Source organism: Idiomarina sp. UBA4520 (assembly GCF_002388365.1).
GTDB classification, from domain to species: domain Bacteria; phylum Pseudomonadota; class Gammaproteobacteria; order Enterobacterales; family Alteromonadaceae; genus Idiomarina; species Idiomarina zobellii.
In genome coordinates this window covers 26002-41161 of record NZ_DGMK01000001.1, presented here as the reverse complement: position 1 = coordinate 41161, position 15160 = coordinate 26002, and the positions used below count along the sequence as shown (strand labels likewise).

Genomic DNA, 15160 nt, shown 5'->3' with positions numbered 1-15160 from the left:
CGATGCGCGCTGTCGGATACCAACGCTCTCTTCCCATTGATGACCCTAAGTCTTTGGAAGATATCGAAATTGACAAACCCACTGCCGGTGACCATGACCTACTAGTTAAGGTCAAAGCCATTGCGGTTAATCCGGTGGATACCAAAATCAGAATGCGTGCCGAGCCCGATTCGGGTCATAAAGTCATTGGTTGGGACGCCGTTGGCGAAGTGGTTGAAACAGGAAGCAAGGTGAAAGGCTTTAGCGCCGGTGACCGTGTCTGGTATGCCGGTGATTTAACACGCCCCGGCTGTAATGCAGAGTATCAAGCCGTTGATTACCGCATTGCCTCACACGCGCCCAGTACTTTAGATGATACTCAAGCGGCAGCTATGCCACTGACGACTATCACGGCCTGGGAACTGCTCTTTGATCGTTTACAGATTGATGCGCCCTCACCTCACGAGAAGCGTAACTTGCTCATTATAGGTGGTGCCGGCGGTGTTGGTTCAATACTCACGCAACTCGCAGTACAACTGACAAATGCTACCGTCATCGCAACCGCTTCACGCCCTGAGTCTCAGCAATGGGTAAAGGCCTTAGGGGCACACCATGTTATCGATCACAGCAAACCATTGGGTGAGCAAATTGAGAGCCTTGGTATTGGCCAGGTAACTGATGTCGCCTGCCTCACGCACAGCGAGCAGTACTTCGAACAAAGTATGGCATTTATGGCACCGCAAGGCCGGTTTAGCTTAATTGACGACCCGGCCGAACCTCTCGATATTCGACTGATGAAACAAAAAAGCATTAGCCTGCATTGGGAGTTCATGTATACCCGCTCAATGTTTACTACCGACGATATGATTAAGCAGCAAGAGCTACTGCAATCCGTTGCTAATTTAGTCGACAACCATCAGGTACGCTCGACGTTGGGTCAGAATTTTGGACCCATGAATGCCGAGAATCTGAGAAAGGCGCATTCGGCGTTAGAAACGCATAAAACGATTGGCAAAATCGTCTTAACTGTCGAGGAATAGTTTTACAAACATACATGAATGTATGTATAATTCTGCGGTATTTAAAAATGGACAAGCTAGAGGTATTTTGATGAAAAAGCGCTTTCAAATTGCGCCGTTATTCGCAGCGGGCATTTTAGCAACCACAGTCTTAACCGGCTGTGGTGACGCACCGCAGCAAGGTCAGCAACAACAAGCTCCGCAGGTCGATGTTATAACGGTAAAACCTGAAGCACTCGAGCTAAGCACCGAACTCCCCGGCCGTACTGCAGCATTTCGCGTTGCTGAGGTTCGCCCGCAAGTCAGTGGTGTACTTTTAGAACGAACGTTCGAAGAAGGTACTTTCGTCGAGAAAGGTCAACAGTTGTATCAAATTGACCCGGCAACTTACGAAGCAGAATTAGCCAGTGCAGAGGCTGAAGTACAGCGCGCAAAAGCCGTTTTACGCAGCTCAGAACTTCGCTATAACCGCTTCAAGGAGCTCATTGAAGAAAACGCGGTCAGTCAGGACGAATTCGACAGTGCCGAAGCGACTTACTTTCAGAATAAAGCGGCAGTAGCACTGGCGGAAGCACAGCTTAAAAACGCCCGCATAAACCGCGAGTACACCAAGGTAAACGCGCCTATTAACGGCATTATTGGTCGTTCAAACTTTACTGAAGGCGCCTTGGTTACTGCTTCTCAGCAAGAGCCGCTAGTGACTATCAACCAGCTTGATCCTATTTATGTTGATATCAGCCAATCCAGCAAGCAGTTCATGCAACTTCAGGCAGACATCCAGTCCGGTCGCATTGAAGCCAACGAGTCGGGCAATGCGCCGGTTCGTTTAAAACTGAACGGTTTAGACTTTGACCAGCAAGGCGAATTGCTGTTTTCAGAGGTAAGCGTTGAAGAAGATACCGGCGCTATTTTGTTAAGAGCCGTTTTCCCTAATCCGGATAAAACTCTGTATCCAGGCATGTTCGTTAGAGCCGCTGTCAGTGAAGGTACTATCAACACTGCCCTGTTACTGCCGCAAAAAGCGGTGACTCGTGATCCGCGAGGTCGCCCTTATGTCATGATCGTCAACGACGACAACAAGGTAGAACAGCGCATGATAACTACCGAGCGAGCCATTGGCAGTGACTGGTTAGTCAAAGATGGCGTTAAAGAGGGTGACACCGTTATCACCTCAGGCCTTCAGAAAGTTCGTCCGGGCGCAACGGTCCAAATTTCGAACTCTGCCTCTAATGAACAGCAGTAAAGGATTCATCAATGGCTAAGTTTTTTATTAATCGACCCATATTTGCCTGGGTTATCGCGCTGTTGGTCATGATGGCAGGTGCCATTGCAACCATTCAGCTACCGGTAGCCCAGTACCCGACCATTGCGCCACCGGCAGTTGAAATACGAGTTAACTACCCTGGCGCAAACGCGGAAACCGTGTCTGACACTGTAACCAAAGTTATTGAGCAGAATATGACAGGTATCGACAACCTGCTCTACTTCTCTTCGCAAAGTAACTTTGGTAACGCGACTATCAGCCTGACATTTGCGTCCGGTACAGATCCGGACATTGCGCAAGTACAGGTGCAGAATAAGCTTTCCCAGGCAACGCCACAGCTACCTCAGGAAGTACAGGCACAGGGAATTACCGTCAGTAAGTCCAGTAGCTCTTTCTTAATGGTTTTGGCGCTGGTCGCAAAAGATGATCGCTTTACCCAAACCGATTTAAGTGACTACATTGCCTCCAATATTCAGGACCCTATTGCGCGGACAACCGGTGTTGGTAACGTCCAGTTGTTTGGTGCGCCTTACGCCATGCGTATTTGGGTTGACCCTTCAGCGCTGGTTAACTACGGCATGACCATGGATGATCTTAAGTCGTCGATACGTGCACAGAACGCTCAGGTCGCTGCCGGTGAACTCGGTGGTACACCAGCAATTGACGGTCAACAACTGAATGCGACCATTATTGCTCAAACACGCTTATCCGAGGTTTCAGAGTTTGAAAATATCACTCTGAAAGTTATGCCGGACGGCTCTCAGGTGCGCTTAAAAGACGTTGCGCGTGTCGAGAAAGGTGCTGAGAACTACTCGATTGAAGCCAATTATAACGGTAAGCCCGCAACCGGCCTCGCTATTAACTTGCAAACCGGTGCCAATGCGCTTGAAACGGCTGAAGCCGTTAATGCGCGCATCGAAGAGTTGCAGGAGTTTTTCCCTGACGGTATGGAAATGGTGACCGCTTATGACACCACGCCGTTTATCAAAATTTCAATTTCAGAGGTTGCGCAGGTACTAATCGAGGCCATTATTCTGGTTTTCCTGCTCATGTTTATCTTCCTGCAGAACTTGCGGGCGACACTTATTCCTACCCTGGCTATACCAGTGGTTATTCTAGGTACTATGGGCGTTATGGCTCTGGCTGGCTTTTCGATAAACACGCTAACCATGTTCGGTATGGTGTTATCGATAGGTCTTCTGGTGGATGATGCCATCGTTGTTGTCGAGAACGTTGAGCGGCTTATGTCCGAGGAGGGCTTGTCTCCTAAACAAGCCACTATTAAGTCTATGGGGCAAATTACCGGCGCATTGATAGCCATTGGTGTCGTCATGGCCGCAGTATTCGCGCCTATGGCCTTCTTCCCCGGCTCAACGGGGGCCGTTTACCGACAATTCTCATTGACCATCATTACCTCAATGGGACTTTCGGTCATGGTTGCCATTATTTTCTCGCCGGCGCTGTGTGCAACATTGTTAAAACCAGTGAAGCACGACAAAAACGACGGCTGGGGCCCGTTAGGCTGGTTTAACCGCACTTTGGAAAAGTGGACGGTGAAGTATACCAATTCTATCCATTATATCTTGCGTCGTACCGTGCGGTTCGGGCTTATCTATTTAGGCATTATTGGCGTACTGATTTTCTTATTCACACGTCTGCCTGCTGCATTCCTGCCCGATGAAGACCGTGGTGTATTCCTGACGCAAATGCAGCTTCCGGTTGGCTCGACGCTGGAACAGTCCGTTACGACTATGGATAAGATAGAAAACTACTACCTGAACCAGGAAGACGCAGTACAATCGGTATTCTCCGTCGTTGGTTTTAGTTTCTCAGGACGCAGTCAAGCCAATGGTATCGCCTTCGTTCGCCTGAAAGACTGGGACGAGCGTAACGAGAGCCAAAGCGTCGATGCGGTTATTGGTCGTGCTTTTGGATTCTTTGCGGGTATTAAAGAAGCCATGGTTTTTGCCTTTAACCTGCCACCTATTCCCGAACTGGGTGTTTCCAGTGGTTTCAACCTGTTCCTGCAGGATCGTGGCAACATTGGTCACGCAGGCCTTATTGAAGCCCGTAACCAATTGCTGGGAATGGCATCACAGAACGAGAAACTAGTGCAGGTTCGCCCTAATGGCTTACCCGATGCGCCGCAGCTGCGTATTGATATCGACTTTGAAAAAGCACAAGCCTTAGGTCTGACCATAGCTAGTATTAACGACACCCTGAGTACCGCCTGGGGCTCTGCCTACGTTAATGACTTCATTGACCGCGGCCGAGTCAAAAAAGTATACCTACAAGGTGAAGCTGACGACCGTATGCTGCCTGAGGATATTAACGAATGGTACGTACGTAATAATCAAGGCGATATGGTGCCCTTTAGCTCTTTCTCAAGCTGGGAATGGACCTATGGTCCGCAGCGTGTGGAGAGTTATAACGGCGTTGCCGCACTGGAAATTCAAGGTCAGGCAGCTCCTGGCATCAGTACCGGTGAAGCCATGACAGAAATTGAGAACTTAATTGCTCAATTGCCGCCGGGTATTGGTTTTGAGTGGACAGGTATTTCATTGCAGGAGCGTCAATCTGGTAACTTTGCTCCGATACTTTATACCGTATCTATTCTGGTTGTGTTCCTGTTCCTGGCCGCACTGTACGAGAGCTGGTCTATTCCATTCTCCGTCATGCTGGTTGTGCCGTTAGGTATTTTGGGTGCCGTTGTTGCGGTGATGCTGCGCGGTATTTCCAACGACGTGTACTTCCAGGTCGGTCTATTAACGACCGTGGGGGTCTCAGCAAGGAACGCCATACTCATCGTTGAGTTTGCCAAAGACTTGCAAGCACAAGGTAAAGAGTTGCTTGAGGCCACCATGGAAGCGGTTAGACTACGTCTGCGCCCTATTCTGATGACGTCACTTGCCTTTATCTTTGGTGTTATGCCATTGGCCTTAAGTGACGGTGCGGGTGCCGCAAGTCGTAACGCTATTGGTACCGGGGTTATCGGCGGTATGATTGGTGGTACAGTATTGGCAATATTCTTTGTGCCCCTATTCTTCTATGTGGTGAGAAAGATATTCCCACCCAAACAGGCTGAAGAATAAATTGGCGCAATAGTAAATAGCCATAAAAAACCGGAGCTTCAGGGCTCCGGTTTTCTTTTAAGTGAAACGAAAAAATTAATTAACGCTTCGTTGTTTCGTCTTCATCTTTTACTTCGTATTCACCGTCAATGACTGAGCCATTGGAACTGTTCTCTTTGTGGTTCGCTTGCTGACGGTAACTTTCCTGCTGTTCATATTGACGTTGTTGATTCTGGTAATGTTGTTTCGCTTGTTTGCGCATACGCCATACTTGTTTAATGGTATGACGTTGGCGCCAAAGCACCGGTATCATCAGTAATAGCAAAATACCGGCAATAACCAAGCCAAAAGCCAGCCCCAAACCAACAATGACCAACAGCAATAATAAGCCAAGAATGCGGGTAAACCAGTTCCCGGAAGCGGATGAACGCCCCCGGGCACTTTGTCCGCCCTGGCTGAAACGTATATAAAGCTTATCTCGTTTATCTGTCATAACGACTCCTACAACTCTCTATCAGTTAAGACAACAAGACAGAATATCTGTTCCAGCCAAGTTATCTAAGGTTTTACTTGCGCATATCTTGTGTCGCTTTACGGGCAGCTTCAAACTCATTACCTGGTGCCCATTTAGGCCACTCGCGAGAGTTCGCTAACTCTTCACCTACCGCATAAAATAGCGACATGTCTTGCTGTACGCCTCGTAAATCCCAGTTTTCATCAAACTCGTCAGCAGGCTTATGGTAAGCATCGCGGTTGAAAATAGCTCGTTGCTCTTCGCCCCACTCACGACCCTTCGTAAAGTGATCATTACCGCCTTTTGCATACAGCATTGGTACACCTTTCTTCGCCAGATTGAAGTGATCTGAACGGTAGAAAAAGCCTTTTTCTGGTGTTGGCTCAGGTGCTATATATCTATCTTGGGCCTCAACGTAAGGTTTCAAGTAGTCATCCATATTTGAATTACCATAACCGACAACCACCATGTCTTTCATAGGGCCATAGACATTCATTACGTCCATATTAATTCCGCCAACAGCTTTACCCAAAGGTAACAGCGGATTATCGGCATACCAGGCCGAGCCCAGCAGCCCGCTTTCTTCTGCGCCTACCGCAGCAAAGACAATAGAACGCTCAGGACGCGGTTGTTTTGAGAACTCTTCAGCCATGGCCATCAAGGCTGCAGTACCCGAGGCATTGTCTTGAGCCCCATTGTAGATAGGGTCGTCCTCGCGTACCGGATCCATACCTAAATGGTCATGGTGAGCCATATAAATAACGTGCTCTTCCGGATACTTAGTGCCTTCGATATAGCCAATGACATTATTAGTGTCCAGGTATTCGTATTTATTATTAATGGTCATCGAGGCTTGAATGCCTAATGGCTGTGGCTTGAAATCACCAGATACGGCAAGTTCCTTCATTTGCTCAACATTTTTGCCGACAGAAGCAAATAATGCATTGGCGCTCTCTTCTGTGACCCAGCCCTCAACGGCAGCGCGATCCATATTGTTATTTTCACGTTTTAAGTCAAAACGTACCGGTGAGCCGCCTGCAACCACGCCCCAGCCATAACCTGCCGGGCCAGTTTGGTGAATCACAAATGCCGCTTTTGCACCCTGACGTGCTGCTTCTTCATATTTGTATGTCCAACGGCCGTAGTAAGTCATTGCATTACCGTTGAAAAGTTCCGGATCGCCCGTTGCGTAACCCGGATCATTGACGAACATAACAACCGTCTTCCCTTCGACGTCCAGACCTTCGTAGTCATTCCAGTCATATTCTGGCGCCACGATACCGTAACCCACAAAGACCACATCGCTGTCGGTTAGATTAACTTCTTCAACAACGCGCGGTGTCCAGGCCATCATTTCAGTACGATACTTCATCGACTCCGGCGCTGACTCACCCGAAAAGCTCAACGAACTGACTTTGTAAGGCATTAACTTCACCAAAGGCAACGGTTGACGGTATGAGTTATTTTCTTCGTCATACGGCTTTAAGCCCCACTCACGGAAATGGTTTTCAATAAAGCTAACCGCTTTCTCTCCACCTTCTGACGCGGGCGCACGTCCCTCAAATTCGTCCGACGCCAACGTTTTTAAGTAGTTTTTATAATTTGGGTTAAACGCGGAATCTTTAATATCGGCGGCAGCCTTCTCAGTCGGCTTCGCTTCTTCGCTTGCCGGACCGCAGCCGGTTAATACGGTAAGCCCAATTAGGCCTGCTAGTGCGTATTTCATTTCATCTCCTTTTTGTTATATCGTTATTTTTGTTCGTTTTTATTGTTCGTTATGCACGAACCATTCTCGCTCGCTAAAGACACTTTATCGCCCAGTCGAACATCATGCTCTGAAAAGAACCCCGCGTTCACTTCCAAAACGCTCCAGTAAGGTTTACCCGGTGAGTAGCTTTTACACTGGCTCGGATCGGTACTCCGGCAAGGGCGCATCGTGAATGTCTTAACAATTTCCCCGTGTTTATTGAGGTAAGCGATATCCAGCGGAATTAAGGTCTGATACATCCAAAAACCACTGTACCCAGGGCGCTCATGGTTATAGCGAAACCACATGCCTTCGTACTCACCCAGTGACTCTCGCTGCATAAGCCCACGGGCTTGTTGAGGCTGAGTATCAGCCAGCTCAACCGACAAAGGCGAGTCAACACCATCCATACATATCGTTGTTTTTTCGAACTCTTGCGGTGCCGGCACAGACCATTGCTGGGCTGCTGCACTCATTGACAGCATAGTGGCAGATACCAGCAAACACCCTTTTATTAGTCGCATTATCCGCTTCCTTTCTTATAGTAAGTCTTAGTTATGACCGATTTTGTCCTATCCCGGCACTAACCGCAATGCTCATTAACTGGAGCATGACAGCTCAGCCGGCGCTTGGCTCGGCTCTGGTGGTAATACCCAGCGAGTATTATTATGGGTTTCATCAAAGGGTGTTATCAGTGCGCTGACATAATCAGTCAGCGGTTTATCGTCGCCCTGTTCAGCCTGCTCAATAACATATTGCGCATGATGAGTGCGTAAAATCACCAGCGGATTCACTTGCTGCATTGTTGCCGTGTCAGGCTTATTGGCAACTGCCTTGCTGTAATCACTCAACCAGCTCTGTCCCTTACTTTTTATTTCTGTCGCTGTCTTTTCTAACGAGCTATTCAGCGCTTGCGAATTTTTATTGAACAGCGCGCCCAACGCCCTGTAACTTAGGTTGTAATCGAGCTGATAAGTTTCCAGAAGCATCAGCCAGCCACTAATTAGCGACCAACAAGTATCATCATCATCGACATGAGTTAACCCAAGCCGTTGCTTCATAACCTTTAGGAATTCTTGCCTTAACACCGGTTCATAGTCGTCCAATACGTCATCAACAGGCGCGTCACCGGCAAATAAACCCAACGCATGAGCAAGTCGTTTTAAGTTCCATAAACCCACACCGGGCTGTTGCATAAAGCCGTACCGACCGGCGTGATCAGTATGATTAAAAATATGGTTAGGCTTATAGTCGTCGAAAAAGGCATAGGGACCATAGTCGAAGGTTTCTCCGGCCAGACTCATGTTATCCGTATTCATCACGCCATGCACAAAACCGTAAGCCTGCCATTTTGCTATCATCTCAGCCGTCGCGTTAACGACATAGCGGAATTGTTCAGATACAGTTTTGTCCGCCGCACTAGGCCAGAGTTCTTCAATGCTGTGCTGCCAAAGTCGCTTAGCACTGTCTTCTAAGTTTCGGTACAAACAGTGTTCAAAATGACCAAAACGAATGTGTGTGCGGGCAACTCGAACCAGCATTGCTCCGGGTTCTATCGTTTCCCGTTGAATTCTTCCTTCTGTCGATACCAACGCCAACGCGCGTGTCGTTGGAATGCCCAGTGCCTGAAACGCCTCACTGGCTAGTAGTTCACGAATAGACGAGCGCAGCACCGCACGACCATCACCACCTCGACTGTAAGCTGTTGGCCCCGCACCTTTTACGTGCAGATCATAACGCTCGTTAGCCGTTTTTACCTGACCCACCAACAAACCGCGACCATCACCTAAGTATGGATTAAAATGCCCAAACTGATGCCCTGCGTATTTTTGTGCTACCGGCTCAGTACCCGGCCAGTCGCGGTTGCCGGCAATCCAGTCCGCCAGTTCTTTCGGAGGAGAGTCATGACTGAGTGACTTCCACAAAGCGTCATTGACCCATCGCAATTTTGCCTGACCATCAGGTTGTATTTTTTGTGCGTGACAAAGTTCCGGGAACTTATTAGCAAACTGATTATCGAAAATTAGTGGCATACGTCCTCCTGCGACATCTATTGTTACACAGTCGACGAGGCTTGCATAACTAACAAAAAATCGGCTAAGGTGCGCTAAAAGACACAAACAGCACGGCCTTAGCAGAAAAAGGAGCCACATGCAACTGCAATCACTAAGATGTATCACCGCGATTGGTGGCGGACACGGTCTGGGTCGTGTACTTTCGACGTTGTCGTTCATGAAGCATAAGCTGGTTGGTGTTGTGGCTACAACCGATAACGGCGGTGCAACTGGTCTTCTTCGAGCTTCCCAGCACTGCATCGCCTGGGGTGATATCCGAAACTGCCTGTCCCAACTGGTAGAGCAGCCGTTAGCGGCTGAAGTTTTGAATTACCGCTTTGACTCAGATTCAGCATTAAAAGGCCACAACTTCGGAAATTTGTTGCTTTATACGCTGGACCAACTCAGCGCCCGTCCACTTGATGGCATTCAACTTCTAAGCCGCTTACTTAACGTCGACAACCGTATTCTTCCCATGTCGGAATGCCCGACCGATCTTATCGCAACCACCAGCGACGGCATTCAGTGCCACGGTGAAATTCATATCGACAAACTGCCCAACATGCCGCACAAGCTGGAGCTTTCTGGTCAGGTCGAAGCAACTCCTGAGGCCGTTCGCCATATTAAGAACAGTCAACTTATTCTTATAGGTCCGGGCAGCTTTATGACGTCTGTCATGCCGCCCTTATTGGTTCCGGGTATTTGTGATGCGCTGAAAAGCACCCGAGCCAAGGTCGTATTTATTGATAACCTGGTCGACGAGCATGGCCCTGCTGGTGAGTTGTCACTGGCAGAAAAGCTGGAGTTTATGAAGTACGAACTGGGCCAACAAGTTGTCGACCTTATTTTGAGTAACAAGAAAGAGAAAGGGCTGCCAGTGCCTGTTATTGGTGGGCTTACCAGCGACACTGACGTTCATTATCGCCACAATACCAGCAGCCTGCTAACAACCTTAGAGCAAGCTGCACATCAACTGTTGGTCGAGAGCGCTTAACCGCCGTCCGCCGAAATACGTGAGGCAACGGCGCCGTGTTGATCTTTATACTTCGCATCATCGCGCTTGTTATAAGGTCGCGCACATTCCTGCCCCAGCGGCTCAAAGCTGATAGCCCCTATTTTCATGCCTGGGCGCAGCGCTAAAGGTAACTTTCCGCTGTTATAAAATTCCAGCACAATTTGCCCGGACCAGCCCGGATCAATTCGGTGAGCGGTAACGTGCACCATTAACCCTAAACGTGCTAACGACGAGCGACCGTCAAGCCAACCGACCATATCCGCGGGCAGCTGAATGGACTCATGAGTTACCGCTAACGCAAACTCCCCTGGATGAATGAAAAACGCCTGACCATCTTTGAGTTTGATTTCATCACTCATCACTTCATGAATAGCCGCTTCTATCGCCTCGCGCGAACCGCTTATGTCGATAAACGGCGCTGCGTGGTCTTGCAAAACCCGAAACTCATTACCGAGGTGAATATCCAGAGTAACACCTGAAATATCCGTCGCCTTAGGCGCCGGTGTTACCCCTATTTTTCCTTCCGCTAAATGTTGTTCTATTTCGGTATCGGTTAAGCGCATTCTTATTCACCTGTGACTGTTGTCATTATCCTTTCTATAGCGCGTACTATAGCGAATTTTTCTGCTGATAATAGAGGTTGGCAGCAACATATTGTGCTGACTCCAGAATTAATTGACTCAACTTGTGCTCTGGCTGTTTTAACAGCAATGGTTCGTTACCATCCAGACTATCGCGTAGCTCTGTCGACAGCGGCCACTGTCCCAGCACCGGCAGCTTATTTTCCTTGGCGATAGCGAGTCCGCCGCCCTGCCCGAATACAGGATCCTCATGCCCACAGCTCGGACACTGATAATAACTCATGTTTTCCAGCACGCCTATCATCGGAATGTTCAGTTTATTAAACATAGCAATGCCTTTTTCGGCGTCTCGCAATGCCACCGACTGAGGCGTTGTTACCACAATAGCGCCTGTTACCGGCAGTTTCTGCGCCATGGTTAATTGAATATCGCCGGTACCCGGAGGCATATCAACAATTAGATAATCTAAGTTAGGCCATGCGGTGTCTTTGTATAGCTGCTGCAAGGCGCCACTGGCCATTGGTCCGCGCCAAATTGTGGCGTCCTTTTCATCCACCAAATAACCCAGTGAATGCACGTAAATACCATGGCGCTCCATGGGGACCATCTTGTTATTTGCGGTTAGCTCCGGCTCTTTATTGCCCTTACCCAACATTGTCGGAATTGAAGGTCCGTAAATGTCCGCATCCAACAAACCCACTTTGGCACCGAGTTGACTGAGTGCTAACGCCAAATTCACGCTAACAGACGACTTACCAACGCCGCCTTTGCCCGACGACACCACAATGACATTACCGGTCGTTAACGGCAAATCGGGCTGCGAGTTTTTAAGCTTTTCAACTTGGCTGTTTATTTCCCAGTCAAACCCGGCCAGCGAGTCTTGCTCTTTTAACGACTTTAACAGCGGCTCACCAGCAGCAAAAGGCACATTCAGCACTCGCGTATTACCAGAGCCTGTTACCCACTCATTCGGTATGCCGTTCGGGAATATTTTGTCGAAAAAATTTGCCATTGGACGTCCTGTTGTAGCTGTGTATCGAGCATAGCCTATGGTAACATGAGTCACAGTAACTTTGGGTTTGACTTAAATTAATTAACGAATATGGAAGCATAATTTCGCATGAGCCAATCCGCACGAAAAATTCTAGTGACCAATGCATTACCATACGCTAACGGACCTATTCATATAGGCCACATGTTGGGCTACATTCAGGCCGATATCTGGGTACGTTTCCAGAAGCTAAGAGGCCATGAATGCCATTTCATGTGCGCCGATGACGCACACGGCACCCCCATTATGCTAAAAGCTCAGCAGCTGGGTATTACGCCGGAACAAATGATAGGCGATATGCAGCGCTCACACGAAGCGGACTTCAGCGACTTTTTAGTGGGCTTTGACCACTACTACAGCACGCACAGTGACGAAAACAAAGAGCTGGCCGAAACCATTTATAACCGTCTCAACAAAGCAGGACATATAAAAACCGAGGTTATCGAGCAGCTGTATGACCCGCAAAAAGAAATGTTTCTGCCCGACCGTTTTGTTAAAGGGGACTGCCCTGACTGCGGTGCGGAAGATCAATACGGCGACAACTGCGATGTTTGTGGCGCAACTTACGCCCCTACAGACTTAAAGAATCCGAAGTCTGTTGTCTCTGGTGCAGAACCCGAACTTCGTAAGTCAGAACACTACTTCTTCGATTTACCCGCTTTTGGCGACATGCTGAAAAGTTGGACACGCTCAGGCTCGTTGCAAAATGAAATGGCCAATAAGCTTAATGAATGGTTTGAGCAAGGCCTACAGCGTTGGGATATTTCCCGCGACGCACCCTATTTTGGCTTTAAAATTCCGGGTACCGAAAACAAGTATTTCTACGTTTGGCTGGATGCGCCAATTGGCTACATGAGCAGCTTTAAAAACTATTGCGATACTACCGGCAAGGCTGACTGGGACACTTACTGGCAAGCCAACAGCGAGGCAGAGCTGTATCACTTTATTGGCAAAGACATTATCTATTTCCATAGCTTATTCTGGCCAGCCATGCTCAAAGGCGCGGACTTCCGCCAACCGACTAATGTATGGGCGCACGGTTTCATTACCGTTAACGGCACCAAAATGTCTAAGTCTAAAGGGACCTTTATAAAAGCAAGAACCTACCTGGATCACTTAGACCCGGAGTATTTGCGCTATTATTTTGCTGCCAAACTAACGAGCCGTATTGATGATTTAGACCTGAACCTGACGGACTTCGCGCAACGTGTTAACTCTGACTTAGTGGGTAAAGTCATTAATATCGCCAGTCGTTGCGCCGGCTTTATTCAGAAAAAGTTTGACGGCAAATTGTCCTCAAATGTGGCTGACTCAGCATTATTGGAAGACTTCCAGTCAGCGGGAGCAGACATTGCTGAGCTGTACGAGAAGCGCGAATTTTCTCGAGCCATGCGTGACATAATGGCGCTGGCTGATCGCGCCAACCAATACATTGCGGACAAAGAACCCTGGCAGCTTATTAAAAAAGAAGGTGCCGAGCAGGAAGTTCATGAAATTTGCTCATTAGGTATTAATCTGTTCCGTGTACTTATGGTCTATCTGACCCCAGTGCTTCCGAAGCTGTCTGCAGACGTTCAGCACTTCCTGAACGACACTTTCACTTGGGAAAGTCACAAAACCGCATTAACTGACCACCCAATTAACAAATTTAAAGCGCTAATGCAGCGCATTGACATGAAAGACATTGACGCCATGATTGAAGATTCTAAACAGCAGCAACCACAAGCGACAGAGCAGCCGGCAGTGGCAAACGATGAATTAAAGAAAGAGCCTATCGCCGATGAAATTTCGTTTGATGAGTTTGCCAAAGTTGACCTGCGTGTGGCACTCATTGCAAACGCTGAACACGTTGAAGGTGCAGACAAGCTACTTAAGTTAACGCTGGACCTGGGCGGCGAGCAGCGTCAGGTTTTTGCGGGCATTAAATCGGCTTATAAGCCTGAAGAGCTGATTGGTCAGCACACAGTGATGGTTGCCAACCTGGCACCACGGAAAATGCGCTTCGGCATGTCAGAAGGTATGGTGTTAGCCGCGGGCCCCGGGAAGGATGAAATCTATATCCTGAACCCTCACGATGGTGCAAAACCGGGCATGCGAGTCATGTAACCAGAGGTCGAAATTAATCCATTGAGATAATTCGACAACCCAGTATGTAATCGCCGCTGTTGTCTTCCAGCCTTTGGCTGTGAACGACTTCAGCGGTTGCTTTTAACGATGGCACGCCACTCGCTGAAACAATTTCCGCTGTTAGCTGCTGCCCTTTCTCAAGTTCCACCGGTACTTTCAACGACAGCCCTTCTGCACTTAAATCCAGACAAACCGCATTAAAAGACTGTGTCTCACCAGATTTTTCAAAAGTCACCTTGGCGTCTGCGTTTATCGACATTCGCATAAAGTTTCGATTGTCATTCGACTCAAGCATGCGTTTTTCCAACTGTTATTAAAGTGTAAATGTCACTTCAGTTTTAGCACGCTTTGGCCGATAAAAAAACATTGTTAGATAACAAGGAACCGTCATCATGGTTGAAGCCAAATTTTCAATAGGACAACTTGTCACTCATTCAATATATGGATACCGCGGAGTGATTATTGATGCCGACCCGGAGTTTACCCTGTCCGACAGCTGGTATGACAAAATGGCGACGACGAAACCATCAAAAAATCAGCCCTGGTATCATATTCTGGTGAACAACTCGTCTATTCAAACATACGTTAGCGAAAGTAGCCTGGAAATGGACTTATCTGAGCAGGAAATTCAACACCCAATGGTTGATTTGGTTTTCTGTGGCAAGTCTCATGGTCAATATAAGCTTGCTGAAAACCTTAACTAAAGTTGCCCCGTAGAGCTGCTGTGGTTACCATTGA

At 48.2% G+C, this 15160-nt stretch carries 13 protein-coding genes; 6 read left to right on the top strand and 7 right to left on the bottom strand.

The window, feature by feature from the left end; all coding sequences use genetic code 11:
• Nucleotides 1-2 precede the first annotated feature (2 nt).
• From B3850_RS00190 to B3850_RS00180, 3 genes are all read left to right on the top strand, one after another.
• Entirely contained in the window at nt 3-1019 is a 1017-nt protein-coding gene (locus B3850_RS00190; protein WP_286874422.1) for a zinc-binding alcohol dehydrogenase family protein, read from the top strand.
• Between the two features lie 70 nt (nt 1020-1089).
• Nucleotides 1090-2241, top strand: a complete 1152-nt coding sequence (locus B3850_RS00185; RefSeq protein ID WP_286911207.1) for an efflux RND transporter periplasmic adaptor subunit — start codon at nt 1090-1092, stop codon at nt 2239-2241.
• An 11-nt stretch (nt 2242-2252) separates the two neighbouring features.
• Nucleotides 2253-5354, top strand: a complete 3102-nt coding sequence (locus B3850_RS00180) for an efflux RND transporter permease subunit (protein ID WP_286911206.1) — start codon at nt 2253-2255, stop codon at nt 5352-5354.
• Nucleotides 5355-5433: 79 nt separating this feature from the next.
• Here B3850_RS00180 and B3850_RS00175 read toward each other — a convergent pair whose 3' ends face one another.
• From B3850_RS00175 to B3850_RS00160, 4 genes are all read right to left on the bottom strand, one after another.
• On the bottom strand, nt 5434-5826 hold the full coding sequence (locus B3850_RS00175; protein WP_286911205.1) for a hypothetical protein: 393 nt from the start codon (nt 5824-5826) through the stop codon (nt 5434-5436).
• Between the two features lie 73 nt (nt 5827-5899).
• Nucleotides 5900-7573, bottom strand: a complete 1674-nt coding sequence (locus B3850_RS00170) for a M28 family metallopeptidase (protein WP_286911204.1) — start codon at nt 7571-7573, stop codon at nt 5900-5902.
• Between the two features lie 23 nt (nt 7574-7596).
• Nucleotides 7597-8118, bottom strand: a complete 522-nt coding sequence (locus B3850_RS00165; RefSeq protein ID WP_273269099.1) for a DUF192 domain-containing protein — start codon at nt 8116-8118, stop codon at nt 7597-7599.
• 75 nt (nt 8119-8193) lie between these two features.
• Nucleotides 8194-9627 (bottom strand): protein adenylyltransferase SelO, encoded by a 1434-nt coding sequence (locus B3850_RS00160; protein WP_286911203.1) that lies wholly within the window; start codon nt 9625-9627, stop codon nt 8194-8196.
• Nucleotides 9628-9745: 118 nt separating this feature from the next.
• On the opposite strand from B3850_RS00160, the gene B3850_RS00155 reads away from it, so the two are divergent.
• A complete protein-coding gene (locus B3850_RS00155) occupies nt 9746-10642 on the top strand; it encodes a gluconeogenesis factor YvcK family protein (protein ID WP_273269103.1) in 897 nt (298 codons plus the stop codon).
• Here B3850_RS00155 and dcd read toward each other — a convergent pair.
• On the bottom strand, nt 10639-11226 hold the full coding sequence (gene dcd / locus B3850_RS00150; RefSeq protein ID WP_053953558.1) for a dCTP deaminase: 588 nt from the start codon (nt 11224-11226) through the stop codon (nt 10639-10641). The two genes, B3850_RS00155 and dcd, sit on opposite strands and share 4 nt — an antisense overlap.
• Before the next feature lie 46 nt (nt 11227-11272).
• Nucleotides 11273-12256: an iron-sulfur cluster carrier protein ApbC gene (apbC, locus tag B3850_RS00145; RefSeq protein ID WP_286911202.1), complete on the bottom strand. Its 984-nt coding sequence runs from the start codon at nt 12254-12256 to the stop codon at nt 11273-11275.
• Between the two features lie 108 nt (nt 12257-12364).
• On the opposite strand from apbC, the gene metG reads away from it, so the two are divergent.
• A complete protein-coding gene (metG, locus tag B3850_RS00140; protein WP_286874443.1) occupies nt 12365-14401 on the top strand; it encodes a methionine--tRNA ligase in 2037 nt (678 codons plus the stop codon).
• A 13-nt stretch (nt 14402-14414) separates the two neighbouring features.
• On the opposite strand, the gene B3850_RS00135 is transcribed toward metG, so the two are convergent.
• A complete protein-coding gene (locus B3850_RS00135) occupies nt 14415-14717 on the bottom strand; it encodes a PilZ domain-containing protein (protein ID WP_286874445.1) in 303 nt (100 codons plus the stop codon).
• Nucleotides 14718-14814: 97 nt separating this feature from the next.
• Here B3850_RS00135 and hspQ point away from each other — a divergent pair, with 97 nt between their 5' ends.
• Nucleotides 14815-15126 carry a heat shock protein HspQ gene (gene hspQ / locus B3850_RS00130; protein ID WP_053953554.1) on the top strand — a complete coding sequence of 104 codons (312 nt, stop codon included), beginning with the start codon at nt 14815-14817 and terminating at the stop codon, nt 15124-15126.
• Nucleotides 15127-15160: the final 34 nt, after the last annotated feature.